The organism is Mobilicoccus massiliensis, from assembly GCF_000826525.2.
Lineage (GTDB): Bacteria > Actinomycetota > Actinomycetes > Actinomycetales > Dermatophilaceae > Mobilicoccus > Mobilicoccus massiliensis.
In genome coordinates this window covers 286189-311596 of record NZ_LN651326.1, presented here as the reverse complement: position 1 = coordinate 311596, position 25408 = coordinate 286189, and the positions used below count along the sequence as shown (strand labels likewise).

Here is a 25408-nt window from a genome sequence, read left to right as displayed (position 1 = left end):
AACGGCGTCCGTTCCGGTCGGCGCCGTGCTCTGTCCGAGGATGTCGAGCCGCCCGCCCGGGTGGGCGCGTACGTGGAGGACGACACCGGCCGGAGTGTGGATGTCGACGTCACGAGGCTCGCAGGTGTCGTCGAACACGGTGCGCAGCGCCGCCTCGCGTGCCGTCTCCCCGGGCCGGGAATGCACCGGGCGGCCGTCGACGAAGGCCGCCTCGTCCCCGTCGCTCTCCTCGATGCGGACGACGACGGTCATGTCAGAAGAGATCGCGGTAGGCGTCGGTGACCCTCTTCGGCGCGTCGGCGGGCTCGCTGTACGCCTCGTAGGCGAGAGCCTGCTTGGCCGCGACCCGCGCGACCCAGTCGTGCATGTTGTGGATGTAGGCCGGGTTGACCGTGCGAGCGTCGGAGACCCCGGCACGAACACCCCAACGTGCCACGGCGATGCGGCGACCGCGCCGATCGGCGAAGGCGGCCCAGTAGTTGAGGCCGTAGGCGCCGTTGACCTGCTCCGACCACGGGCGCCCGTCGGCGATCGCGTCCACGCCGACGACGTCGACGAGGCTCCGCTCGGGCCACGCCGCGAGCACCGTGACGCCGGGCATGCCGGGCTGAGAGCCCAGCGTCGGCGTCCATTGGAACGCGACGTTCGGTGCGGCCTTCTTGACCGTGCGAGCGACCTCCGACCAGCACCGGGCATACGCCCCGGGGTCACCGCTCCACGGCGCGCCTTCGCGGTTCATCGCGGCGCCGAGGTCGACGATCGGTGCAGTCTTCAACCCGTCCAGACGCGCGGCGAAGGCGAGCCAGTGAGCCCGGTAGTCACCGCTCGCGCACGCCTGGAGCGTCGCACCGCTCGCCGGCAGCAGCGGGGTGTCGAGGACGACCTTGGCCGACGTGCCCCGCACGTCCTCCAGGCCCGATGCAGCGGTGATCGTCGTCCACGAACGCCCATCGACGGCAACGACGAGCACGTCGGCGGGGCGCCCGCGCTCCCGTTCGGCGTCGCTGCCGTCGCGCACGACGCCGCTCGGCCAGTCGCGGCTCTTGGGTGCAGCTGCGTGCGAGGGCCGGCTCGTGCGCGGGCCCCGGTGCGCGTCCTCGGTGGCCCCGATCGACGGCACCGGGGTGTACGTGCGCGGCGGCAGCGGCGCCGGGACGAGCCCGGCCACCTCGTCGTCGCGGCTCGGCGAGGACGACGAGGGCGACGAACGTGGTGCCGCTGGTCGCGTGAGCCCGGGGATTCGTCGTGCCGGCGTGACGCCGGGTGACGGCGGCTCGGGCGCGCCCTGCGACGGACCGCCCGGGTGCGCGCGTCGGCTCGGGACGGCCGGCGAGGGGGGAGCGGGCGTTGCCGCCGGTGCGGTCGGCGTGCCGGATGTCGACGGTGTCTGGGCGTCGCGTCGCGGTGCCGTGGTGCGCGGGTCGGCAGGGAGTGAGGTCTCGAATCGTTCCGGCACCTGCGGCGCGCGCTCCCGAATGGTCGCGTCCGACGTTGCCCTGGCGGGCGAGCCCGCTTCTCGACCGGGACGCAGGGTGGGTCGATCGCGCACGAGTTCCGGCGGGGCCGATGTGAGAATCCTGCGAGCCGTAGGCAGCGGCAGCCGGCCTGGTGGCGGTTGAGCGCGTGATGGAGACGGGGTCCCCGCACGGTCCGAGGTCGGCCGTGCGGGCGTCACCGGCCTCGTCATCGTGCGTGCGAGGAACCTCCGGTCGATCGTCACGCGCGTCACCGTCTCGCGAGTGGCCCCTCGGTCGACCTTCGGTCGCACGGGTGCAGGTCGTGCACGCCCGCCCGGAGTGCGGTCGTCGTCCTCGTCGCGATCGACATCGGGGACCGTCGACCGCCTGACGAGCTCTGCCAGAGCGGCCACGGTTGATTCCGGGGTGGCGCGCGGAGCGCGACGGGGGACCGCCGCACCTGCGGAGTTCTTCCCGCCCGTGCGGACGATCGGGCGCTCGCCCGCGCGGTCCTGTGACGGCCCCGGGTCTTGCCGACCCTCAGGGCGCGACGCGAGAGGCGGCTTCGGTGTCCGCGGTCGATCCGCCTCCGCGCGGTGGGTGCGATGCTCGGGCATCGCGGCCTCGGAGTCCGGGCGGAACAACGCGGTCCACCACGGCGGCGTCTCGGGTAGGGCGTGTGGCCCGGAGGCGTCGCGGGTTCGCGACGGCTGTTCAGCGACGTCAGTCCCGCCCTGGCGCGGGCCGGTCGTCGACGTCGGCTCCGGGTTCGAGGGCAGAGTCCCCGTACCGGCCTCCCTCGTCGCCTCGGTCGTCGCCTCGATCGGCAGACGACCGTCGATTCCGGCGGGCGCAGAGAGGGATCGCGGCCTCGTGGGCTCGACGAAGCCCTGGCCCACTGCGGCGAGATTCGATCGGCCGATACCCGGACCTGTGTCGGCCGTCGGTGAGGCGGGAAGCGCGACGGGGCCGCTCGGTTGATCCGTCGCGACGGCCGAGAGGCTCGAGTCGGCCGTCGGTTCGGGCGAGGTCACGGGTGACGCGGACGATGAAGGCGTCGACAGCGGTAGTTCGCCGGGCTGCCGAGCTTCGACGGCCACGTCGCCCGAGGCCTCCGCAACCTCGACCATCGCGCTGGGCCCAGGTGAGGTGCCCGCGTCGGCAGGGAGCTGCGGGGCCACCGTGGGCGTTTCGACCGACGAAACGCCTGCGGTCGTCTTGCCCGTGCTCGACGGGTCGCTCACCGCTGCGGCGGGGGCTGTCGCCAGGCCGGAAGGCTCCCCAGGTCGTTCGTCGAGGTGCTCGGTGGCCTGCGGGTGCTCCGGGGCGCGCTCACCGTCGCCGGCACCAGGCCCCTCACTCGAAGAGCCTTGTGCGGAACGCTCCTGCCGAGGTTCTGCGCCCGCTGAATCCTCGTGGGAGGGGCGGTCCTGGCCGACCGCGTCAGGCGACTGGTTGGACCGCGGCTCGTTCCCCGGCGCCTCGTTCGATTGCGGTGTTCTCGCCTGCGCCTCACTCGGCTGCGAATCGTTCTCCACCGGCGTGTCGCCCGGCGACTCGTCCGTCTCGCGGTTCGGAGCCTCGATTGGTGGTGTCGTCTCCGGCGTCTCAGTCTCGTCCTCGCGCCCGGACTCGCCGCCGCTCGACTCCTGCCGGTGGGCCTCCTCGCGAGCAGCCTCCTGGCGGGCGTCCTCGTGAGCCACCTCTCGGTGGTCGCCCGCCCCGCCGCTCGTCTCCTCGTGAGCCACCTCGGTCGCGTCCGGTTCGTCGTGTCGCGACTCGGGTGCGTCGTCGTGCCCGGGTTCCTCATGCGGGGGTTGGGAGTCGGTGCCGGGGGCCTCGTCGACGTGGTTCGCTCCGTCGGATCCGGGGTGGTCGGTGGGCTGCTCGGTCGAGGATTCCGCCGGTGTGCCCTCGGCCTGCCCGTCGGTGCCGGGGACGTCGGCCGCGGCCTCGGCGGCGACTCCGTCCGGGGTGTCCCGTGGCACCTCGTCGCCCTCCACCGCGTGTGCCGTGGCCGCGGTCGCGGCGAGGAGGGCGATCGACGTGCCCACGGTGCGAGCAGCGACGACGCCGAGTCGGCGTCCGGTGGTCGTGCGATGGGCCACGAAGGTCCTCCGTACAGGCAGAAGGTCGGCAGAACGTACGCAGAAGGTGCGGACGTCGAGACCGTAGGGAGCGCGTGGACGCTTGTGGGTCGCTGTTGGAGGTCGCCTGTGATCACGGCGCAGGCAGGGTGATTCCGACAGAACCGATCTCAATATGCGAGACGGCGACGCTTGTGCCGGATCCGCCTCCCGCCTGGCCGGGAGGGTGCTCGACCTCCCTCGGCCCTAGAGGTACCGGCGAAAACGGGTGCGGACGGCCTCGCGGGTGGGGTGGTGGTCGCCGTTCTTCACCCGGATGGCGTCGGCGATCTGCTGGTAGGACAGGCCGCGCTGGTGGGCGTCGCGGACTCCCTCCTTGAGACAGGCGTCGTTGCCGGTGCGGCGAGCGTGGTCGTCGAGCTCGGTGAGGCGACGCTGGATCTGACGGACCGTGGGCTCGGAGACGTGCTTGGCCTCGCGTCGCTGCAGCCAGAGCGCGATCTGGGCGGCATCCCAGAGGGTGCGACGCCCCCACTTGAGGTCGGTCGGGGCGGGCATCTGATCGCGGCTCGCCATGCCGCGGATGGTCGAGGCGCGAACCGAGGACTTGCCGGTGATGCGGGCGAGCTCCTCGGCGATCATCTCGGCGGTCATGTACCCCGCCGGCGGCGCGTCGGGGGCGGGGGTCGGGGCGGGCGGTGAATCGACCGGTCCTGTCGAGGCGCCCGAGCCCATAGCCCCGTCGACCGGCCGGGTGGCACCCCCCTGTCGGGCGAGGCGCGCGAGTGGGGCGGCGCGTCGCTCCTCGGTCGTCATCCCCACCTCTTCCCCGGACCGTCACTGCGGCTCAGCCTAACGAGGTCGCCGGTCGGGGCGGACGGCTGTGGGTGCCGCATGTGGAGGGCGTGCGCACCCCCCGTGACATGGCCGCACCCTGCCGCCGGCGCAGCTGCAGGGCCGCAGGCATGTGGGTCCGCTCGGAATGAATTTTCGGCGAACGCCGCACTCGGTCTCGAGTAGGCCTCGCCCGTGCTCGGGGCCCCAGCCGCCGCCCGGGGCAATCGGATTGACGAGCTCGACGCGGGGCCCGGGTGCTGCGATCGTCCAGGACGGTTGTTCAAGAGTTGAGCATCAGCGCAGGTGGATGACCTTTTTTACTTGACATGAGCAGCGCAACGCGGTGAGACTCCGGTCGTTCCCCTCCCCCCGACCAGGAGTCGTCGTGACCTTCACGACCCAACGACCACACCGGCGTCACCCCTTCGTCAGCCCCGAGATCGTGGCCCGCATCGAGGCGGCAGACGCGACGAGCGCCGACGGCGAGGCCGCCTGCGCGTCCGCCCGAGCCCTCGGTATCCCTGCCACCGCGTGGACCCCCGAGATCGAGGCCGACACCGTTCCGCGCACGCTCATGGCCATCTGCGAGTCCTGCCCCGTATGGTCCTCGTGCCTGCGCGAGGCCATCCGCATGAACGACGTCGGATACCGCGCCTCCACCACCACGGCGCAGCGCCGCAGCCTGTTCCCCGAGCTCGTCAACACCCGCACCGCCGACCTCGGCACCCGGGTCGCCGACATCGGCATCGAGACCGAACGACGCCCACGCCACCCGCGCGGTGAGGGCAGTCTCTCGCGCTACCGCCGCGGCTGCCGGTGCGACGAGTGCCGCGGTCACAACGCCGCCGCCCGCCGACGTGAGCGCGCCCGCGCCTCGTGAACCGCCCGCCTCGTCACACCAAGGAGACGCCGATGACACCCGCAGGACCATCCCGACCGTTCACCACCGCCAAGCCCGCCAACCCGCGGCCCGCACCCGACGCCACGCGGTACCCGGCGCCCGAACGACCCTGGCGCCGTGAGGAGCCCGTCGTGTACGCAGCAGGCGAGGCATCGTCGTCCTCGGCCCGGCCGCAGGCACCGGCCGACGTCGAGCAGACCGCTGAGGCCGCACAGACGGCGCAGGCCCAGCCGTCCGTCGGGACCGGGCCGCGCACCGAGGGGCCACCGCCGAGCGGTGACCTGCGGGCGTCTCGTGCCCGACCGACTCTCGAACCGGCGACATCGAAGCGTTCGCGTCCGGAATCCGCCGCCCCGATGGTCCGCCCGGCCACGCCGCGGCCGCGTTCGGGCTGGCAGGCACTCGCCTTCCGCGCCACCGGCGGACGCTGGAACCCCGGCATCAGCGACCGTGAGCAGCGCGTGCGCGATCGCGAGCAGCAGATCGCCACCCAGTTGCGAGGCAAGCACGTCACGGCGTTCTTCTGCCTCAAGGGCGGCATCAGCAAGACGTCGACGACGGCGGCCACCTCGCTCGCGCTCGCCGCCCTGCGACCCGACCCGGTATTCGCCGTCGACGCCAACCCGGATGCCGGTGATCTCGCCGAGCGTCTCGTCGGTGACAAGCTCTCGTGCATCGCGGCCCTCGCGCACCACATCGACGAGATCGACAGCCTCGAGGCGCTGTCGCGGTACACGGCCACCCGCGAACGGCTCACCGTGCTGCCCGGCGAGCCCAACCCGACACTCGGCGACTCCCTGCGAGCCGAGGACTTCGATGCGGTCATGCGCGTGGTCCAGCGGTACTACTCGTTCGTGCAGGTCGACTGCGGCACCGGCGTCACCCATCCGCTCATGGAGGGAGTGCTGCGGTTCGCCGACACCGCCGTCATCCCCGCCGCGTGGTCGGTGACCGGGGCCAAGCGTGCCGCCGAGACCATCGACTGGCTCGCCGACAACGGCTTCGATCACCTCGCGCGCACGTGCATCGTCGTGCTCACCGCCAAGGACATCGTCTCCGGGTCGGTGGACAAGGACGCCGTGCTCGACTTTCTCTCCCGCGCGGGCGACGTCATCGTCGCGCCGGCCGACCCGCACGTGGCCGACGGAGCCCTGCTCGACTGGGAGAGCCTGCAGAACAGCACGCGGGAGGCCTACCTCGACATCGCGGCGGCGATCACCCGCCGTTTCGACTCCCGGCACGCCTGACGCCTCAGGGGAGGCCTTGTAGTAACCCTGCTCCCGCAGCGCGGTCCCCCGCTGGGTGAGCAAGTAGGTGGTGAAGTCGTCCACAGCGCTCAACCCGTTGGTCAGATCCACGACGTCCTCCCACCGCTGCTGCAGCCCGTACAGCTCGGCCAGGGATACCGCCGCCGGTGCGGAGGGATCCAAAGACTCGGCGAGCTCGACGGCACCCGCCAGGTCACCGGTGTTCTGCCGCAGCTCGACCAGCGCCAACCCCAGAGCGTCCCGGTTCAGCAGCAAGCGGGCCTGCACACCGGTGGCGATACTGATCGTGGCCGAGGCGGTCGGGGCGTACTTGCCCAAGAAGGTATCCGCGGCCGGGTCGACCCCGCTTGCCCAGAGCTGCTCGTAGGTCGGGCGACGGGCCCAAGCCGTCACTGGCTGCCCTCCTCCACGCACGCCACCTGCGAAGCCGCCGAGGCCTCGGCTTACCCGCTGCACAGGAACCACGGCGGCACCATCATCCGCGAAGTTCAAGCCCAACCCTCGCGATGCCGATCCTGGATGCAGGTAGGCATCTATGAGTCCGCCCCGCGACCTGTCACCCTTGCGACACAAGGCTACTCTATGTCGCATGGTCACTGACGAGACGGCGATGAAGACGAACCTGCGCCGCGGAATTGTTGAGTTCTGCATTCTGGGCCTGCTCAACAAGCAGCCCCAATCCGGACTAGACCTCTCTGAAACCCTCCATGCTAATTCGCTCATAGCGAGTGAGGGAACCCTCTATCCACTCTTGTCACGTCTGCGCAAGGCAGAATTGGTGGAGGCGACTTGGCGCGAGTCCACCAACGGTCGCGCGAGTCGCTACTACGCCTTGACGCCTGTGGGGCGGGAACGTCTGCGTTCGTTCGAGCGTGTCTGGAGATCCATAACCCGGTCAGTCGACGAGATAATTGGGAGTGCGACATGAAGAACCATGACCTGCAGCTATGCTCGAGCCAGCGCTATCTGCGCGATGTTTCACGGCAAGTCAGAGATCTGCCATCTGCCCACCGCAAGAGCCTACTTAGCGAGCTAGAGGCCCACATTCACCACTCCGAGTCACGCGGGTCCAGCGAATCCGAGGTGCTATCGGCATTGGGCACTCCTGAACAGGTTGCCACTAGCGCCCTCGAATCCTACGAGGATGAGACCGGCCGCAGCGCTAAGCCTTCACGGCTCAGCCCACGTGGGACGTTCCAGGTGCTAGCCCTTACTGCCGCAGGGGACTGCTGCACGGTTAGGGACATCCGAACTGGCTTGCCGTGGGCAGGCCTGGAAGGATGAAGCATGCCCAAGCCGTACCCGCAGGAGTTCCGTGACGACGTCGTGCGCGTGGCCCGTAACCGCGAGCAGGGTGTGACCCTGGCGCAAGTGGCGAAGGACTTCGGGATCCACGAGATGACGTTGAACAAGTGGATGCGTAAGGCCGACATCGAGGACGGCACCCGCCCTGGTGCGACTGCCAGTGAGTCCGCCGAGCTGCGTGATTTGCGCCGCCGCAACCGCCTTCTGGAGCAGGAGAACGAGATCCTGCGCCGCGCAGCGGCGTATCTGTCGCAGGCGAATCTGCCGGGAAAATGATGTTCCCGCTGGTCCGTGACCTTGCTGCCGAAGGGATTCCCGTGGCGGTGACCTGCCGGGTGTTGAAACTCAGTCGTGGCCACTACTACCGGTGGATCGCGCAGCCGATCACCGATGTCGAGCTCGAGGGGGCCTACCGGGCCCACGCGCTGTGGCGGGCCCACCTGGACGATCCCGAGTTCGGATACCGCTTCCTGCACGACGAAGCCGGCAACGTCGGAGTCGCGATGGCGGCACGGACCGCGTGGCGGATCTGCCGGGATAACCGCTGGTGGAGCGCGTTCGGCAAGGGGCGCGGGAAAACCGGCAAGAGGCCCGGACCGCCTGTCCACGACGACCTCGTGCGACGTGATTTCACCGCCGGCGACCTGGACGAGGTGTGGCTAACCGACATCACCGAGCACGCCACAGCGGAAGGCAAGCTGTACCTGTGCGCGGTCAAGGACGTCTGTTCGGGGCGGATCGTGGGCTATTCGATGGACTCACGAATGAAGGCACGCTTGGCGGTCAACGCGTTGGACAACGCTGTATCGCGTCGCTCGAATGCGGCTGGGTGCGTGGTGCATTCGGACCGTGGTTCGCAACTCCGAGCGCGCAAGTACGTGCACGCGTTGAACCGGCACGGCTTGGTCGGGTCCATGGGCAGGGTCGGTGCGGCCGGGGACAACGCCGCCATGGAATCCTTCTTCGCTCTTTTGCAGAAGAACGTCCTGGACCGACAACGCTGGTCCACCCGAGACGAACTTCGCATCGCGATCGTCACATGGATCGAGAAGACCTATCATCGATGCCGCCGGCAAGCCCGGCTGGGACGCCTCACGCCCATCGAGTTCGAGACGATCAGAACCTCACAGACCGCTGCCGCGGCCTGACATCACCGATGTCCCATCGCGCGCAGCAGTCCCGTTTTGGCCGCATTGTTCCTCCTGTTTGTTCCGGTGATAATAGCTACGTTCGAGACGAGCAGCGGACAGCACGGCGTCGAAGCCAATTCAGCGTTCTCGAGCATGGGGCTCCCCGCAGTACTGGCGGCCATTGTTCCCGTCATCCTGACGGCCTTGCCCTTGATATTTCCCGCCCGGTGGGGACGTTTGATGTCGGCCTCAACGGCCGCACTCATGACTGCATATGTAGCAGTCACCGCCTTGACGTTAGGCGCATTCTTCACACCCGCCATAGCTGCGGAGATCGTGGCCGTTTTTGTCACTGGTAACCCTAGGCGCCACTCCAAGACTCCGGACTCGGATCTGTGAGGATCAGGGCGCGCTGCTGAGACGGGGATGAGCTCCGGACGTTGCGGTGGCCACAGAGCTTGATCGTCAGCCGTGTCACCCGTCTGGGGCTGCACGCTATCTCCCCCCTGCTCGGCGCCCTGGCCCTCACCCTCACCTGCGCGTGGGCAATCACCCGCCGCTCGCCCCTCTCCGCCAAAGCCCCCGCCGGCGCACTCCTGGCTGCCACCGCCTGCGCCGATGCCATCTCGGGCGCCAAGATTCTGCCCCTGCTGGCCGTGCCGCTGCTCTTCGGGGTCTGCGCCGCAGCCCTCAGGCGGGGTCGGTAACCAGCGCGGCCGCCCCATAGTGCTCAGCATCGCCGAGGTGACCCCTCTCGACCGCCACTCCCGCACCCGAGGCCGCGCCTTGGTCCCGGCGGCCATGGACGACACCCCCGCTCACTGCCCCGGCCGATATGACTCCCACAGCCGCCGAGCCTCCGTCCGCGCCTCTTCCTCCGACATCGGACCCGTCAGCACAATCGCCTCACGACCCAGGCCACCCCGCACCTGCACATGCCAGCGACCCCGCAGCCCCGCCGCCGGATGATGCTCACCGAAGGCGACCACGCCAATCTCGACTCCATCGGCGCGTGGTGCCCACACACTCTCCACGAATCGGACCATCCCACGGCCCTTATCAGGACGCCGACGGGCGAGTTGTGCCGCCGATCGCGGCCACGCGCAACCCTTGTCCCGGCTCCGGTGGTGGGGTACGAACGAGGCATGACGTACTCGACGATCGACGTCCCCGTGGCGGGCGGAACCCTGCGCGTCGGCAGGTGGTCCCCGGACGCGGCCGAGACGAGTTCAGCCGCCGCGAGCACCGAGCACGCTGCCTCGGCCCCGGCGCCCGTCGTGGCGATCCACGGCATCACGGCGCACCACATGTCCTGGCCGCACGTCGTGGACGAGTTGGCCGACACCGAGATTCTCGCGCCCGACCTGCGGGGACGAGGGCGCTCTCGCGATCTGCCTCCGGACGTCGGCCTGGCCGCACACGCCGACGACGTCGCGGCGGTGATCCGGGAGGCCGCCCGCGACCGGCCGGTCGTCGTCGTCGGTCACTCGATGGGCGGGTTCGTCGCTCTCGTCTTCGCCCACCGGCACCCCGAGCTCGTCGCGGGCCTCGTCCTCGTCGACGGCGGCTTCCCCTTCGCCGAGGCCGAGAAGGAGACGACGCTGGCCGGGCTCGACCTCATCCGGGCGCGTCTCGAGGCTCGGTTCGCCTCGCCGGAGGAGTACGTCGAGTTGTTCCGCGCCCACCCCGCGTTCGCGAACGACTGGTCGGACGTCGCCGCCGGATACGCGCGGTACGACGTCACCGGCACGCCGCCGGAGTGCCACGCGAGCGCCGTCGTCGACGCCGTCGTCGCCGACCAGCACGACGTCATGGGCTCGACCGAGCACGCCGAGGCGCTGCGCGCGCTCGCCGACGGCGAGATCGACGTGCCGGTCGTGTTCCTGCGGGCACCGCGCGGGTTCGTCGACGACCCGCCCGGCCTCTATGCGCCCGAGACCGTCGAAGGGCTGCGGGCTCGGTTCCCCACGGTCGTGTTCGAGGACGTCGAGGGCGTCAACCACTACACGATCGTGCTCGGCGCCGCGGGCGCCGAGGCCGTGGCCCGCGCGGTGCGAGCCGTACAGGCGCGGGCCGCGAGCTGAACGGCCGGGCCTCGCCGCCCCCGGTCAGGCCATGGCCCTCGGGGTTGCCCCCCGGGCGCCTCAGCTCTTCGCGCCCTTGGGCGGCTGCACGATCCACTTCTTCATCTGCTCGAGGTAAGCCCGCCTGGCCTGGGGGTTCTGGGTGAGCGAGCAGCGGCAGTACTCCTCGCGCTCGTCGAAGTAGGTGTCGAAGGCCATGATGTCGGAGTTCGAATCCATCCAGCTCATGACCCGCTCGATGTACTGCGCGTTGTCGCCACCGGAGTTCGGCGAGCCCGTGATGACCCCCCACTCCGGAACGGCGAACAGCTTGCCGTGCGAACGTGCGAACTCGCCCCAGAAGTCCCAGCCGCCGGGCTGGGTGAGGTGCTTCTGCCACGAGCCCTCGTCGATGTACGGCGGGCTCCAGTCGTAGGCGTCGATGGCGATGATGTCGACGACGTCGTCACCGGGGTAGGCCAGCGTCGCGTCGGGGAGGGAGTTGCCCTTGCCCTCGTTGGGGTTGAACACGACCCGGAGCTTGGGGCCGCCCTTCTTGAGCGACGTCGAGGCGTTGCGGAACGCAGCCTTGTACTCCTCCGTGTTGCTCTCGGTCACGCGCCACGGCCAGTTGACGATGTTCATCTCCCAGCCGGGGCGCACGTAGGCCGTGGGGTACTTCGAGGCGATGAGCCGGCCCATCCGCTCCCAGCGGGCGTTGTCACGGCCGCTCGCCGCGTCGGCCATCGACCCGTTGTTCGGGAAGAGCGGCAACGCCACGTTGAGGGTGCCCTCGAACCCCGGCGGAATCGAGTTGTCGCTCAGCCACCAGGCGTCGAGCAGACTCTTCCAGGTGTCGCGGGTGGGAGCGACGCCGATGACGTCGAGCGGTCGGCCGCGCAGCTGCTCGAACTCCGTGGACAGCTCGGCCTTGTTGTGCACGACGCCGCTGTCCCACTTCATGCCGCTCTGCACGCCGAGCTTGGGCTCGGCGGGCTTGGGGCGGGGGGTGCGGCTGCTCGTGCTCGAGGTGGGTGACGGCTCGGGAGGCCCGTTCTGTGGACCGACGCAGGCCGCCAGTAACAACGTGCAGGCCGAGACGGCCGCGACGGCCCCCCGCCGGACGCGCAACCTCATGTCGATTCCTCCCCCGTGGAACAGTGACGTGACGTCATCGTAGGGGACGAGCACGCCCCACTCCCTCGCGCCGATGGCCACCCGCGCACGCCGACGGCCCGCCCGCGGCCCGCCCCGGGGCGTTCGTCAGCGCGTCGCGCTCGGTCCCGCCCCCTCGCTCGCCCGTGCCCTACGGCGAGGCCGGCGACGATCCCTATCCTGAACACCATGACCACGGCCTGGATCCTCACCGGCTGCGTCGTCCTCCTCGTCGCGCTCAACGCCCTCTTCGTCGCCGTCGAGTTCTCCTATCTCACGGTCGATCGAGGCACGGTCGAACGCCGTGCGGCCGAGGGCGACGACCGGGCGCGGCGCCTCGACGGACACCTGCGCACGCTCTCCTCGCAGCTCTCGGGGGCGCAGCTCGGCATCACCGTGACGAGTCTGGTCGTCGGCTTCATCGCCGAGCCGTCGATCGCCACTCTGCTCGTCGGCGCGTTCGGCGCCTTCGACTTCGCGGGCCCGGCGGCGACGGCGGTGGCGTTGGCGGCGGCGTTCGTCATCGCGACGTTCTCCCAGATGGTCTTCGGTGAGCTCGTGCCCAAGAACTGGGGCATCGCGCAGCCGACGCGGGTGGCGTGGCTCGTCGTGTGGCCGCAGACCGTGTTCATGACCCTCTTCGGTTGGGTCGTGCGCCTGTTCGACGCCGGAGCGAACGCCGTCGTGCGCCTCCTGGGATTCGAGCCGACCGACGAGCTCGCGCAGGCTCGCACGCCCGAGGAGTTGCGCTCGGTCGTGCGGCGCTCGGGACGCGAGGGCACGCTCGACGACAGCACCGCCGAGCTCGTCGCGCGCTCGATCGAGTTCGGGCGTCGGACCGCCGGCGAGGTGATGAAACCGCGCCCACGCGTCGACTTCCTCACCTCGACGCAGTCGGTGCAGGACGTCGTCGAGGCGGCGCGACGCACCGGCCACTCCCGGTTCCCGGTCACCGGGGACGACGTCGACGACATCGTCGGGCTCGTCCACGTCAAACAGGCCGTCGGGGTGCCGTTCGAACAGCGGGCGACGACACCGGTGACCGAGGTCGTCGTCGACGCCCAGGTCGTGCCCGAGTCGATGACGCTCGACCCTCTCCTGCGGCGACTGCGCGAACCCGGCCTGCAGCTCGCCATCGTCGTCGACGAGTACGGCGGCACGGCGGGCATCGTCTCGCTCGAGGATCTCGTCGAGGAGATCGTCGGTGAGATCGGCGACGAACACGACCGCGATCCGATCCTCTCCCGCCGCAGCGGTCGCGCCTGGGTCGTCTCGGGCCTGCTTCGGCCCGACGAGCTCGGCGACCTCCTCGAGCTCGAGCTGCCGGAGGGCCGCGAGTCCGACACCCTGGGCGGTCTCGTCACCGAGATGCTCGACCGCATGCCGGAGCCCGGCGACCGGGTCGTGCTCGACGCCGTCGACGAGGTCAACCGCGACGAGGTCGACCTGCCCACCCCCGCGTACGTCGACGTCACGGTCATGCGGATGGAGGGGCATCGGGTCGCCTCGTTGCACGTGCGGGTGCGTCGCCCGCGGGCCTCGGTCGCCACCGCCGTGGGGAGGCAGGCATGAGCACCGCCGGCGCGCTCGTCGCCCTCGTCGTCCTGCTGCTCGTCAACGCCTTCTTCGTGGGCGCGGAGTTCGCTCTCGTCTCGGCCCGTCGCGGGCAGATCGAACCCGTGGCGGCGCGGGGATCGTGGGCGGCCCGGGCCACCCTGCGCGCGATGGAGCACGTCTCGCTGTCGCTGGCCTGCTGCCAGCTCGGCATCACCATGGCCTCCCTCGGCATCGGCGCCGTGGGTGAGCCCGCCGTCGCGCACCTGCTCGAGGTGCCGTTCGAGGCCGCGGGGTTGCCCGCCTCGCTCGTCCATCCCACGGCCCTCGTCGTCGCGCTCGTCCTGGTCGTCTACCTGCACATGGTGCTCGGTGAGATGGTGCCCAAGAACATCACCCTGGCCGGTCCCGACCGCGCTGCCCTGCTCCTCGGCCCGCCGCTGTTCCTCGTCGGCATTCCGCTTCGACCGGTCATCCGGCTCATGAACGCGACGGCCAACCTCGTGCTGCGTGCCGGGGGAGTCGAGCCCAAGGACGAGGTGACCTCGGCGTTCACCAACGAGGAGGTTCGCCACTTCGTCGTCGAGTCGGGGCGAGAGGGGCACCTCGACGAGGACGAGCTCTCGCTGCTGCAAGGGGCGCTTCAGTTCGAGACGATGACGGCGCGTGACGTCATGATCCCGGCCGCCGAGCTCGTCACCGCCGACCCCCGGATCACCGTCGCCGAACTCGAGGCGCTGGCCGCCCGCACGGGGTTCTCCCGCTTTCCCATCCGGGAGGAGGGCCGGCTCACCGGCTACGTCCACCTCAAGGACGTGCTCTCGACCGACCCGGCGATGCGGGACGTGCCCCTACCGCCCGAGCGCATCCACCGTCTCGGCCGCGTCGAGGCCGACGCCCGCCTGCGCACCGTCATGGACGAGATGAAGGAGGCCGGCCTGCACCTGGCTCAGGTCGAGGGCGCCTCCGGTGGCGGCGTCGTCGCGTTGGAGGACGTGCTCGAGGCGCTCGTGGGCGAGGTCCGCGACGCGACCAGGGTCGTACCCGGGCGCGGCTGAGCGGAGGGGTTGCTCGCGATGAGGTACGACACCCAGCCCGCCTGACGATCCCCGTCGATGAGCACGGCCTTGACGAGCAGGGTCGCCGGGAGCGCGAGCAGGGCGCCGAGCGGACCGAGGATCCAGGTCCAGAAGAGCAGCGAGATGATCGAGACCGTCGGCGTCACCCCGACCGCGTCGCCCGCGACCTTGGGCTGGATCAGCGACTGGATGACGAAGTTGAGCACGGAGTACGCGACGACGACGAGGAGCATGTCGGTCGGCCCCTTGTCGAGCAGCGCGAGCAGCGCGGGAGGGACGAGGCCGATGACGAACCCGATGTTGGGGATGTAGTTGGTGAGGAACGAGAACACGCCCCAGACGAGCGCCAGTGGGATGCCCATCGTCACGAGGACCCAGACGTCGAGCAGCGCCACGATGAGACCGAAGACCGTCGTGACGATCCAGTAACGCCGCACGCCACGGGCGAAGTCGCGGAACACGGCCGCGGTGTGCGGGCTGCTCTCACGAATGAGGTCGAACCGGCGCGAGATGCCGATGGTGTCCATCGTGAGGAAGAACAGCACGGTGACGAGCACGAGCAGCAGTGACAGCACCCCCGTGAGGTTCGCGAGCACGCCCTGCAACAGCGCGATGCCCTGCTGGGCGAAGTTCTGCCACTGGTCCGTGACGCCGGTCTGGACGGACTCGACGATCTGCTGCTCGGTGATGCCCTGGGCCTCCAGCTGGGAGAGCAGATCGAGGTAGAGCTGCTCCATCTTGGGCACGTACCGCGGCATCTCGAGCACGAGCGAGGCGATCGACCATCCGAGCAGCACGAAGAACGCGACGAGCACGACGATGACGAGCAGTCCGGTGATCGTGGCCGCGAGGATGCTCGGGAGCCCCCGCGCCCGCAGCCACCCGTGCAGCGGGTAGCTCGCGATGACGAGGTTGAGTGCGAGGAACACCGGCGCGACGATCTCGGCGGAGGCCCGAAGCCCGGCCATCGCGACGACGAAGCAGGCGACCCCGACGGTCACCGTGAGGAAGTGCGGCCAGCGCGTGCGGACGACGGGCTCGGTGTTCGGCTCCGGCGGCAGTTGCGGCACCTCGGGCGGGGCCGGTGGCACGAGCGGTCCCGAGGGAGCCCGGGGGATGCGCCGGCGCACCGCGCGAACCGCGGCCCCCGGCGTCCGACGCAGCCGGTTCAGGCCGCGGCGCATCGGCACGCGGCGTCGACGGGTGGCTCCCACGACGCCAACGATAGGAGACGCGCGGTGGTGCGCGGGGCCACGTTCGTGGACCGCCGCTCCACGAGGCGGGCGACAAAGCGGGCAAGTCGCCCGGCCGTGCGGTGCAGGTCACCGCTTGGATAACCGTCCGGCATCGAACAGGCAAACTCCAGCGACAGGCGTAACGCCGTCGCCTCGACGAGCGATGACATGAATGACACACCCGGGGTGGAGAGTCGCACCGGCGGTCGGATCACACCGGCCGCCGTCGTTGCGAGGAGCGCGCAGAAGCGCGAGCGGCCCGGCGTCCTCGGAGGGCGCCGGGCCGATTCGTGTCCGGACCCCGGTGCGCGGCAAGCCTGTTCGACGGGACGCGACCGGAGACGCCGTTCCCGGCCGGAAGACCGGCGGGTTGCCCACCGACAACGAGCCCGCGAGGTGCGTGCTCGCCGTGCGGGTCCACTCCGGGGAGCGACGGTCGAGCGCGGGATCTCGCTGTTCTGCCTCAGGAGCAGACGACGAGTTCGACGAGGTCGGCGGCCGGGGTGCGGGCGATGCACGCGGCGACGGTCTCGCGCGCACCGGCATCGGCGACGAGTACGACGGCCCGGGCATCCGGCCGCACGCTGCGCAGCAGCGCGAGCTTGAAGACGTCCTGCACGATGAGCGCGAGGTCGATGTCGGGCACCGGACTCTGCGGCCCGTGGGCCTCGACGTACAGCGACTCGTCGGCGGTGGCGCCGTCGACGAGGATGCGCGCCCCGCTGTCGAGCACGACGGAGCCGGGGCGCAGCGTGACCCCGACCCTCTCGGAGAATCGCTGCAGCATGCCGGCCGCCGTCGCGCGCTCGGGCGTGGGTCGCAGGCCGCGGCCTCGCGGACGGGCGAGGTCGGGAGCGACGAGGGAGGGCATGGGCAAGGCGGATCCTTTCGAGGTGTCGTAGCAGTGCAGGTGCTCCAATCGACCGTGCGACCGTGGAACGAAGTCCCCGCGATGAACTCGGCGTGAATGTCGTAAGACGCCGAGGCGCGGAGGCGACCCGACGTCGAGCAGATCCGAGGCCGAGGTGACCAGAGGCCGAGCAGATCAGAGGTCGAGACGCCACCAGGGCCGGTCGTCGTGCGCCGCCCGCGTGGGCGGAGCATGGCACGCAGGTGCCGGGGTGAATCCGTTCGGCGCGGGGGCTCGCGTGGTCAGTCGGCGATGACGAACCGGGTGGTGCGGGGCGCGCGGTCGAATCGACGGAAGCCCCGGGGGAGCAGTTCGGCGGTGCGACCGGCGAGGTCTGCGGCGAGGGTGAGTACCTCGTGCTCGGCCGCGGGAGCGGCGACCGTGCTGAGGTCCTCGGCGAGCTGCGGCAGCAGGACGGAGGCGTAGCGCCGCACGGTCGGGCTGAGGTCGGCCGCGACCCGCAACGTGGCGAGGTCGTCGCCGAACGCCGCGAGGTCGTGGCGAGCGACGAGCGTGCCCATGAAGCGGCAGAGGACGCGCGGGCCGGGATCGAGGAGCACGGCCCCGCAGGCGGAGGGCGTCCACGCCTCCGGCACCCGGTCGAGCAGGAGCAGGATGGCGTTGGCCACGGCCGCGCCCGGCGTCAACTGGAGGACTCCGCGCAGGGACTCGGCGAACGTGCGGGTGGTCGAGGGGCCGATCTCGACCGGGGGCAACCCGGCCCGCGAGACGTCGAGCGTGCGGGCGAGTCGGCGCACGTCGGCCACCGAGTAACCGATGCCGGCCGCTGCCTCGCCGACGAGGTCGACGGGATTGCGCGCCCACGGCATCCCGTCCTCGGGCGCGTGGGGAAGGGCGGCGAGCACGTCGAGGAGCACGAGGCGGCGCCGTTCGCACGCGAGCAGCGCGCCGGTGTCGGCCATGTGCCGTCGGATGCCGGACATCTGCGCGACGATGCTCACCCGCCCGGCGAGGCCGCCCACATCGTCCGCGCCGATCGGCGAGGGCTCGCGGAGGCGATCGAGCTTGTCGGCGATCTGCGCCGACGGTGACAGGCACGCGTCGCGCAACATGACGTGGTGGTGGATGGCGTCGGCGAGCTGCTGCTCTCGCAGATCGAACCCGGCAGGACCGACCTGACGGGCGGCGCGCTGCACCCCCGCCCGCTGCGGGCGATCGATCGCCATGTCCTACCTCCGACGCGCGGGCCCGATGCACCGCTCTGCTCCATCGTCGGCCATGCGGCGCCGGACTTGAGTCCGAAAAAGGTCAAGAGCAGTACAGGACACGGGAAAGCTGCGGTGGGCGACGGCGGTCGAGGCCGGACTTCGGCCGCGAGTCGCCCGGCGGAAACCCCCGCGTGGACGGGATGGGCGTCGTGACGGTGCACGCCTTCGGCTCTCGATGCCGCCCGTGTGCGGGGTGCACGGATGCCCGCACACCTGTCCGGGCGACCCTCGGCGGGCACCGTGCGCCCGACGCGGGTGATCGACGAGGTGATCAGAGCCCGACGCGGACGATCGCGCCCCGCCCGAGGTTGGGCGGGGTGCTCCAACGGGTGTGGATCCGGCCCGCGAGGCGCAGGGCGTCGCTCTCGTGGCGCCCGCCGAGGATCGCGAGGGTGGTCGCGACGGCGAATCCGCCGGAGAGATCGCGGGTGAGGTCGCGGACGGACTCGGGGTTCGCGAGCAGATCCCGCAGCACGGCCGCCGGACGCCCGGGAACCGACGCGGCGCGAACGGCATCGAGCACGCCGAGGGCGCGTTCACGTCGATCGACCTCCGCCCGTGGCCCGGCATCCGGCGGGTCGAGCCCGAGGTGTCGGGCGAGCGCTCCTCGAGACCCGGCCGGCGCGATGTCGTCGACGGTCGCGGCGAGGGCCGCGCGTGGGGCGCCCAGGTGAGCCGAGGCGTCGTGGTCGTTCGCGGCCTCGAGCCAGTCGGCGAGGTCGAGCATGCCCGACGCCTCGACGACCTCGGGTGTGGTGGTGCGCAGGGCGTGGCGACCGGTCTCCGCGAGTCGGGGGACGAGCGGATCGGCGGCGAGCTCGCCGCGCTCGCGGTCGGAGAGCTCGAGACCGGTGCCCGTCTGCCACAGGTCGGCGACGGCCTCCGGCGACAGCGGTACCGGGAGGACATCGCCCGTGCGCACTCGCAGCCACAAGAGGTCGAGGTCGGTCGTCGCGTCGTCCCCGGCCCGGGGATCCACGGCGTCACCGAGGAGGACGCCGAGGCGGCGTCGCACGTCGGCGGGGTCTCGACCCAGGTCACGGCACAGGCGGGCCGGGGATTCGCCGGCCCGCAGGCCGCCCAGCAGCCGGGTCTGCGCGGCGGCGCTCCACGGCGCGGGCTCACCTCGCACGACGCACCCCCTCGGCGGGCCCCTCCCACCTCCGTCGCGAAAACTACCCGGGCAGGCCGCACCAGTGGTCGCCGACCGCCCCAGGCGGCAGAGTGTGCACACACACTCACCGAGGAGGAGCCATGACCCCGACCCGCCGCCTGGCCGCGCTGACGCTCACCGCCGGACTCCTCGGGACCCTCGCCGGGTGCGGCGACAACCCCTTCGGCCGGTTCGTGAGCGGCAGCGGCAGCGCGGAGACGCCGTCGAACACCGCGACCGCCACCGAGTCGTCGAGCATGAGCGGGATGCCGGTCGGCTCCGAGAGCCCCACGCCCTCTTCCGACACGGACTCGATGTCACCCGGCTCCTCCGAATCACCCTCCACCGGGCCGTCCGCGACGAGCAGCACCGACACGGCGTCACCGGCGCCGGGCACCACGGGCCCGTCGACGGGTGCGGGCACATCCGGAACGTCGACCGGCTCCCCGAGCGCCTCGACGGGTCAGAGCTCGCCCCAGGGTGGGGTGGTGCAGGTCGACGGGCGCACGATCCAGAACATGCCGGTCGGCGTCGCCTTTCCCGAACGCACGCGCATCGAGGCGACGAGCGGGTTCGCCAACGGTGGCGGATCGGTCGTCATGTCCGCCCCGGGCGAGGCACAGCTCTTCTCCTACTACCGTTCTGCGCTGCCGGGGGCGGGCTACCGCATCGTCAGCGACACCGCGGGCGTGCTCGCGTTCAGCGGCCGCGGGTACCGCGGCAGCGTCGTGGGTACCGGCAGCGGTGGTGTCCTCACCTGGTCGCCCACCACGCAGTGAGGACCCGGCCCTCCACCAAGGTGAAAGACTCGGGGGTGAGTCCGCCGCCGCCCCATCGGTGCTCGACGGATCATCCCTGCCGGCGGCGCACGCGTTGATCGGGCGTCCTGGACGGTTGTACAACTGAGTCGTGACCTGGTCCGGCGGGATCCGACCCCTCTCGGGGCTCGCGGGGAGATTCGGCGGGGCGCACCGCGTCCGACGTGACGGGTCATGTATCCCAATCCCGGGGGACGTGCTGGAAACGGCATCGTCTCGATGGGTAGAAATGAGGCATCAGGACGGGCGTCCGGTTCATCCGGACGGCAGGGAGGGCGTGGGGAACGCTCGATCTGCGGGGGCGCGGGGGCGTTCAGGCCGTCGGAAGAGGGTGGGGACCTTCTTCGCTGATGGCAGCGTCCGTGGGGACGGACGACGACGGCTGTCGACGGCGTTCAGGCCGTCGGAAGAGGGTGGGGACCTTCTTCGCTGATGGCAGCGTCCGTGGGGACGGACGACGACGGCTGTCGACGGGGGTCGGCATACGTCATGGCAGTACCCCGTGCCGGTGGGATCGGCGCGGGTCGGGGATGGAATGGGGGATCGACACGAAGACCCTCATCGCATGGAAGCGATGGCCGGGGTGACGATGGGGATCGTCACCCCGGCACTTCCGTGTTCGGCCCCGAGCGTTCGACCTGACCGTCGACCCTGACGTCGCCGTCCCGATCGCTCTCACCGCGCCGTCGTCCCACCGCCGTCGCAGCGTCGTCGGTCGTAACGCCCGCGCCTCACGACCTCACGCGGAGGGCCCGGCGGAGAACCTCGGCGAGGTGTGTGGCGGTGCGGTCGGTGCCCTGAGCGATCTGGGTGCGGCAGGAGAACCCGTCGGCGAGCACGAGGTCACTCTCGCCACAGCATTCGACCTTGGGGAACAGCTCGCGCTCGGCGCACGCCTGGGAGACCTCGTAGTGCCCGGGCTCGAAGCCGAAGTTGCCGGCGAGGCCACAGCAGCCGCCGCCGACGACGTCGAGATCGACCCCGAGGCGCTGCAGCACCGCGGTGTCGGGGTCGTAGGTGCCCTTGGCCTTCTGGTGGCAGTGGACCTGCGCGACCGCCGCGGCGTCGACCTCGTCGAAGGGCCAGGGCGACTCCGGGTCGTTCGCATGCGGGGCGACGACCTCGGCGAGGGTCGTGACGAGCTCGGCGAGACGCTCCGCTCGTGGATCGTCGGGCAGCAGCTCGGGTGCCTCGGTGAGCATGACCGTGCAGGACGGCTCGAGTCCGACGATGCGGTGACCTGCGTCCAGATGCGGCTCGAGCGCGTCGAGGGTGCGGCACAACGCGGCCTTGGTCACCTCGAGCTGGCCGGTCGAGTGCCACGTGAGTCCGCAGCACACGGGCCCCGTCGGGATGACGACCTCGTGGCCCAGCGCTTCGAGCACCTCGACCGCGGCCACCCCGACCTGCGGCGTGAGGTGGTTGGTGAAGGTGTCGGGCCAGACGACGAGGGTCTCGCGCGCGGGCGAGTCGTCGACCTGCGGGCCGTCGCCGCGTCGAGCGCGCTCGCGGAACCAGCCCTGGAAGGGCAGGTGCTCGGCGAACGCGATCATGCGGCGCCGGGTCTCGACGCCCGCGGCGGCCATGACCGCGCGTTCGATCGGGCGGATGCGCATGAGCCGGTTGACGGCCCCACCGAGCCGCAGGGAGGTGACCGCGGCCGCCGCGACCGGCAGCCACCCCATCGAATAGTGCGAGAGCGGGCGCACCCGCCGCGCGTAGTGGTGGTGGAGGAACTCGGCCTTGTACGTGGCCATGTCGACGTTGACCGGGCACTCAGTGGCGCACGCCTTGCACGAGAGGCACAGGTCGAGCGCCTCGAGGGCGTCGTCGTTGCGCCAACCGTCGGTGAGGAACTCACCCCGCAGCATCTCGGCGAGCACCCGGGCACGGCCGCGCGTGGTGTGCACCTCGTCACGGGTGGCCTGGTAGCTCGGGCACATCGCGCCCGCGTCGGAGCGGCAGGCTCCGACGCCGACGCAGCGGTTGACCGCGGAGGCGAAGTCGCCCCCGTCTCGGCCGAGCGCGTGGACCGGGATGGTGACGTGGGTGCGCAACCCCGGCCCGGGGCGGATGCCCTCGTCGATCGGCTCGGGCTCGACGAGCACCCCCGGGTTGAGGGCGTCGTCGGGATCGAAGATGCCCTTGAATCGCGCGAACAGGGCGAGCATCTCGGGGGAGTACATGCGGGAGAGCAGTTCGGAACGCGCGCGCCCGTCACCGTGCTCACCGGCCACCGAGCCGCCGTGGCCCGCGACGATGTCGGCGGCGTTCTCGATGAACTCCCGGTAGGAGGCCACGCCCTGCTCGCTGCCGAGGTCGAAGTCGATGCGCACGTGGATGCAGCCCTCGCCGAAGTGGCCGAAGGGGATGCCCGACAGGCCCATGCGATCCATGAGCGCGTAGAGGTCACGCAGGTAGTCGGCGAGGTGCTCGGCCGGGACCGCGGAGTCCTCCCACCCCGGCCACGCCTCGCCGCCGTCGGCGCGGCGGGTGGCGATGCCGGCCGCCGCCTCGCGGATGCCCCAGAGCGCGCGCGTCTCGGCGGGGTCGGTGACGAGGCGGAACGCGTCGCCGCGATCGCGTGCGGCGGACGTACGCGCGGTGGCGACGAGCTCCTCGGCCGCGCGTCGGGCGTCGGCGTCGTCGGTGCCTCCGACCTCGCAGTACAGCCAGGCCTGCCCCGAGGGCAGCGTCGAGCCGGCGTCCTCGCGGCCGGGGCGGGTGCGCAGGGCCGCGATGAGGTCGGCGCCCATGCCCTCGATCGTCGTCACGCCGGGTAGCCGCAGCCGGGCCGCGTCGGTCGCGGCGGCGAAGACGTCGTCGTAGCCGAGGACGACGAGCACCGTCGCCGCGGGCGGTTCGACGAGTGCGACCGTGAGCTCGGTGAACACGCCGCACGTGCCCTCGCTGCCGGCGAGGGCCTTGGCGACGTCGAAGCCGTGTTCGGGCAGCAGGTAGTGCAGCCCGTAGCCGGAGACCTGTCGCGGGAACCGGCCGAGCTCACGGCGGATGAGGTCCTCGTTCTCGGTGACGAGGGCGCGCAGGTCGGCCTCGATGCGAGGGTCGCTGCAACCGCCCCGGTGGGCCTCGAACTCCGAACCGTCGGCCAGCACCATGCGCACCGCGTGGAGGTTCTGCGCCGACGTGCCCCAGGCGACCGAGTGGGATCCGCACGCGTTGTTGCCGACCATTCCGCCGATCGTGCACCTGGAGTGCGTCGACGGGTCGGGGCCGTACGTGAGCCCGTGGGCGCGAGCGGCCTCGCGCAGGGAGTCGCACACGACCCCGGGCTGAACGGTGGCCGTGCGGTTCTCGGCGTCGACGTCGATCGCGGTGAGGTGGCGGCTCGTGTCGATGACGAGGCCGGTGCCGATCGAGTTGCCCGCCACCGACGTTCCTCCGCCGCGCGAGGTGACGGCCATGCCCTCCTGCCGCGCCCACCGCACGGCTTCGCGCACGGCGGCGGCGTCACGCGGCTCGACCACTCCTGCCGGCACCCGCCGGTAGATGGACGCGTCGCTGACGTACGCGGCGCGGGTCGTCGCATCGGTGCGCAGATCGGGCAGGGTGGTCACGACGCCTCCGGGTGAGAAGGACCTGTTCGTCCGACCGTACGTCGGCTCGCCGTCGACCTCGTCTTCGGTTCGTCAGGTGATCCGGTCCGGTGACGGCCAGGGGTTTCCAGCGGGTTTCCAGCGGCGCCCGGCCCGGTCGGGATCGACCTCAGTGGTCGAACGCCTCGCCTCGGGTTCGTCGACCCCGGGTGGTCGGCGCGACTCCTCCGGCGTTCCCCAGCGGAGCCCCCTAAAAATCGCGCGAAGTCACGGTCACGGATGACGAGCCCTGGGCGGCCATCCGCCGCCGATCTCGGCATGTGAGCGACCGACGGCTCACGAAACGGACATTCCGTGAACGGGCCCCTGGTGCCTTCCGAACCCAGTCCCGGTGCTCCGGAGCCCTTTCGGAACACACGTCCTGAACGGCCGTTCTGAACGGTCGGCAATACGGGTGTCCGCCACGCACCGCCGCCCGCTACCGTCCCCTTCAAGGTGCCGTGGGGGGTCGCCGGGGATCGCGGGTTGACGCGGATCACGTCGACGAGGCGCCGTGCTTCGAAGTACGAAAGGACGTCCGCGTGAAGAATCGATCGATCCTCGTCGCAGCGCTGGGGGTGGCGCTCGCTCTGCCGGCCGGATTCGCACCCGTCGAATCGGTCTCGGCGCAGGCCGCGGCCATGCCGGCCACACAGCCCACCGCGGCCCCGGCCGCGGCCTTCAAGGGCCGGCCCGGAACGATGGCCCGCAAGTACCTGGGCACCCCCAGGTCCGGCCTGCCGTGGCACAGCGGCGCCTGGACGGGGGAGTACATGAACGCCCGCAACGCCACGAAGTGGGGCACGTGGCGAGGCCGGACCTCCGATGCGACGCTCACCTTTCCCGAATGGAAGACGTGGAAGGAGTTGCAGCGTTCCGACTGGCACGTGAGCACGTTCAACGGGTTCAAGGGCACGCTCGTCTACGGCCTGCCGATGCTGCCCCGGAACGCCAAGCCCGCCCAGCTCAAGGACGTCGCGAAGGGCCGCTACGACTCGACCTACCGCACGGTCGCGCGTCAGCTGCGCACGAAGTACAAGAGCGGCCGCGTGGTCGTGCGCATCGGGTGGGAGGCCAATGGCTCGTGGATGCCGTTCCGCACCACGTACGCCAAGTCGCCGGAGTATCGCGCCGCGTTCCGCCGCATCGCCAAGGTGATCAAGAAGGAACACCCCAAGGCGATCATCGATTTCGACATCAACTGCGGCACGGCGCTGCCCGGCCAGCGCAACCGCCTCGACTCGCTCACCCGGCTCTACCCCGGTGACGACGTCGTCGACCTCATCGGCTGCGACACCTACGACTGGGACGTGCTCAAGGCGCGTACCGAATCCCAGTGGCGTCGTGCCCTGCGGCCGAGCAATTCCGTGGGCATTCAGGACGTGGCCGACTTCGCGCGCAAACGCCGCAAGGGCCTGTCGTTCCCCGAATGGGGCCTCACGCATGCCTACGACGGCAACGGCGACAACCCGTTCTACGTGCGCAAGATGCACGCATTCTTCCGCGCCAACAGCGATGTGCTCGTGCTCGAGAACTACTTCAACGTGCCCGACAAGCACATGAAGAACTCGCTGTGGAACGTGCGACCGCAGAACCCGAGGGCCGGCGCGGAGTACCGCAGGCTCTGGTGA

General features: G+C 70.9%; 19 protein-coding genes. 10 read left to right on the top strand and 9 right to left on the bottom strand.

Translation table 11 applies throughout. The features are described 5' to 3' along the window. Nucleotides 1–253 precede the first annotated feature (253 nt). Nucleotides 254–1168 (bottom strand): hypothetical protein, encoded by a 915-nt coding sequence (locus tag BN1197_RS17040; protein ID WP_141397206.1) that lies wholly within the window; start codon nt 1166–1168, stop codon nt 254–256. 2622 nt (nt 1169–3790) lie between these two features. Further along, entirely contained in the window at nt 3791–4360 is a 570-nt protein-coding gene (locus tag BN1197_RS04005; protein WP_141397205.1) for a hypothetical protein, read from the bottom strand. A gap of 406 nt (nt 4361–4766) precedes the next feature. On the opposite strand from BN1197_RS04005, the gene BN1197_RS04000 reads away from it, so the two are divergent. The 5 genes from BN1197_RS04000 to BN1197_RS03980 all read left to right on the top strand — a co-directional run bounded on the left by BN1197_RS04000 (nt 4767) and on the right by BN1197_RS03980 (nt 9003). Next, the gene (locus BN1197_RS04000; RefSeq protein ID WP_040156309.1) at nt 4767–5261 is read left to right on the top strand and encodes a hypothetical protein; all 495 of its coding nucleotides are present in this window, start codon (nt 4767–4769) and stop codon (nt 5259–5261) included. A gap of 32 nt (nt 5262–5293) precedes the next feature. Beyond that, nucleotides 5294–6529 carry a hypothetical protein gene (locus tag BN1197_RS03995; RefSeq protein ID WP_040156307.1) on the top strand — a complete coding sequence of 412 codons (1236 nt, stop codon included), beginning with the start codon at nt 5294–5296 and terminating at the stop codon, nt 6527–6529. 610 nt (nt 6530–7139) lie between these two features. Next, nucleotides 7140–7478, top strand: a complete 339-nt coding sequence (locus tag BN1197_RS03990) for a PadR family transcriptional regulator (protein ID WP_082043602.1) — start codon at nt 7140–7142, stop codon at nt 7476–7478. Further along, nucleotides 7475–7834, top strand: coding sequence for an HAAS signaling domain-containing protein (locus tag BN1197_RS18075; RefSeq protein WP_082043601.1), 360 nt, complete (start codon nt 7475–7477; stop codon nt 7832–7834). The genes BN1197_RS03990 and BN1197_RS18075 overlap by 4 nt, the downstream gene beginning before the upstream one ends. A 3-nt stretch (nt 7835–7837) precedes the next feature. Further along, nucleotides 7838–9003 (top strand): IS3 family transposase gene (locus BN1197_RS03980; protein ID WP_095999840.1). Its coding sequence is split into 2 segments (ribosomal slippage): nt 7838–8122 and nt 8125–9003, totalling 1164 coding nucleotides; the frame shifts between segments, so codons are not numbered across the junction. A 2-nt stretch (nt 9004–9005) separates the two neighbouring features. On the opposite strand, the gene BN1197_RS17035 is transcribed toward BN1197_RS03980, so the two are convergent. Further along, nucleotides 9006–9251: a hypothetical protein gene (locus BN1197_RS17035; protein WP_141397204.1), complete on the bottom strand. Its 246-nt coding sequence runs from the start codon at nt 9249–9251 to the stop codon at nt 9006–9008. Nucleotides 9252–10130: 879 nt separating this feature from the next. Between BN1197_RS17035 and BN1197_RS03970 the strand changes: the two genes are divergently transcribed. Further along, the gene (locus BN1197_RS03970) at nt 10131–11069 is read left to right on the top strand and encodes an alpha/beta fold hydrolase (protein ID WP_040156297.1); all 939 of its coding nucleotides are present in this window, start codon (nt 10131–10133) and stop codon (nt 11067–11069) included. Between the two features lie 60 nt (nt 11070–11129). On the opposite strand, the gene BN1197_RS03965 is transcribed toward BN1197_RS03970, so the two are convergent. Next, nucleotides 11130–12185 (bottom strand): glycoside hydrolase family 26 protein, encoded by a 1056-nt coding sequence (locus BN1197_RS03965; RefSeq protein WP_052465998.1) that lies wholly within the window; start codon nt 12183–12185, stop codon nt 11130–11132. A gap of 207 nt (nt 12186–12392) precedes the next feature. Between BN1197_RS03965 and BN1197_RS03960 the strand changes: the two genes are divergently transcribed. Beyond that, nucleotides 12393–13775: a hemolysin family protein gene (locus BN1197_RS03960; protein WP_040156296.1), complete on the top strand. Its 1383-nt coding sequence runs from the start codon at nt 12393–12395 to the stop codon at nt 13773–13775. Then, complete coding sequence (locus BN1197_RS03955) at nt 13772–14815, top strand: hemolysin family protein (protein ID WP_040156295.1); 1044 nt, start codon at nt 13772–13774, stop codon at nt 14813–14815. Before BN1197_RS03960 ends, BN1197_RS03955 begins: the two co-directional genes overlap by 4 nt. Here BN1197_RS03955 and BN1197_RS03950 read toward each other — a convergent pair. The 4 genes from BN1197_RS03950 to BN1197_RS03935 form a co-directional block, all read right to left on the bottom strand. Next, nucleotides 14707–16050, bottom strand: a complete 1344-nt coding sequence (locus BN1197_RS03950; RefSeq protein WP_141397203.1) for an AI-2E family transporter — start codon at nt 16048–16050, stop codon at nt 14707–14709. The two genes, BN1197_RS03955 and BN1197_RS03950, sit on opposite strands and share 109 nt — an antisense overlap. 484 nt (nt 16051–16534) lie before the next feature. Continuing rightward, the gene (locus tag BN1197_RS03945; RefSeq protein WP_141397202.1) at nt 16535–16948 is read right to left on the bottom strand and encodes a hypothetical protein; all 414 of its coding nucleotides are present in this window, start codon (nt 16946–16948) and stop codon (nt 16535–16537) included. A gap of 275 nt (nt 16949–17223) precedes the next feature. Beyond that, nucleotides 17224–18168 carry a hypothetical protein gene (locus BN1197_RS03940; protein WP_040156291.1) on the bottom strand — a complete coding sequence of 315 codons (945 nt, stop codon included), beginning with the start codon at nt 18166–18168 and terminating at the stop codon, nt 17224–17226. A 313-nt stretch (nt 18169–18481) separates the two neighbouring features. Further along, on the bottom strand, nt 18482–19342 hold the full coding sequence (locus tag BN1197_RS03935; protein ID WP_040156288.1) for a hypothetical protein: 861 nt from the start codon (nt 19340–19342) through the stop codon (nt 18482–18484). Nucleotides 19343–19464: 122 nt separating this feature from the next. On the opposite strand from BN1197_RS03935, the gene BN1197_RS17030 reads away from it, so the two are divergent. Further along, nucleotides 19465–20142, top strand: coding sequence for a hypothetical protein (locus tag BN1197_RS17030; protein WP_141397201.1), 678 nt, complete (start codon nt 19465–19467; stop codon nt 20140–20142). A 770-nt stretch (nt 20143–20912) separates the two neighbouring features. Here the strand turns inward: BN1197_RS17030 and BN1197_RS03920 are convergent. Continuing rightward, on the bottom strand, nt 20913–23750 hold the full coding sequence (locus tag BN1197_RS03920; RefSeq protein ID WP_040156673.1) for an FAD-binding and (Fe-S)-binding domain-containing protein: 2838 nt from the start codon (nt 23748–23750) through the stop codon (nt 20913–20915). Between the two features lie 569 nt (nt 23751–24319). Between BN1197_RS03920 and BN1197_RS03915 the strand changes: the two genes are divergently transcribed. After that, nucleotides 24320–25408: a glycoside hydrolase family 26 protein gene (locus BN1197_RS03915; RefSeq protein ID WP_040156284.1), complete on the top strand. Its 1089-nt coding sequence runs from the start codon at nt 24320–24322 to the stop codon at nt 25406–25408.

Excerpts from the sequence above, each read along its gene's own strand:
- BN1197_RS04005 (WP_141397205.1), bottom strand. The coding sequence starts at position 4,360 with ATGACGACCGAGGAGCGACGCGCCGCCCCACTCGCGCGCCTCGCCCGA.
- BN1197_RS03995 (WP_040156307.1), top strand. The coding sequence starts at position 5,294 with ATGACACCCGCAGGACCATCCCGACCGTTCACCACCGCCAAGCCCGCC.
- BN1197_RS03990 (WP_082043602.1), top strand. The coding sequence starts at position 7,140 with ATGGTCACTGACGAGACGGCGATGAAGACGAACCTGCGCCGCGGAATT.
- BN1197_RS18075 (WP_082043601.1), top strand. The coding sequence starts at position 7,475 with ATGAAGAACCATGACCTGCAGCTATGCTCGAGCCAGCGCTATCTGCGC.
- BN1197_RS17035 (WP_141397204.1), bottom strand. The coding sequence starts at position 9,251 with ATGAGTGCGGCCGTTGAGGCCGACATCAAACGTCCCCACCGGGCGGGA.
- BN1197_RS03970 (WP_040156297.1), top strand. The coding sequence starts at position 10,131 with ATGACGTACTCGACGATCGACGTCCCCGTGGCGGGCGGAACCCTGCGC.
- BN1197_RS03965 (WP_052465998.1), bottom strand. The coding sequence starts at position 12,185 with ATGAGGTTGCGCGTCCGGCGGGGGGCCGTCGCGGCCGTCTCGGCCTGC.
- BN1197_RS03960 (WP_040156296.1), top strand. The coding sequence starts at position 12,393 with ATGACCACGGCCTGGATCCTCACCGGCTGCGTCGTCCTCCTCGTCGCG.
- BN1197_RS03955 (WP_040156295.1), top strand. The coding sequence starts at position 13,772 with ATGAGCACCGCCGGCGCGCTCGTCGCCCTCGTCGTCCTGCTGCTCGTC.
- BN1197_RS03940 (WP_040156291.1), bottom strand. The coding sequence starts at position 18,168 with ATGGCGATCGATCGCCCGCAGCGGGCGGGGGTGCAGCGCGCCGCCCGT.
- BN1197_RS17030 (WP_141397201.1), top strand. The coding sequence starts at position 19,465 with ATGACCCCGACCCGCCGCCTGGCCGCGCTGACGCTCACCGCCGGACTC.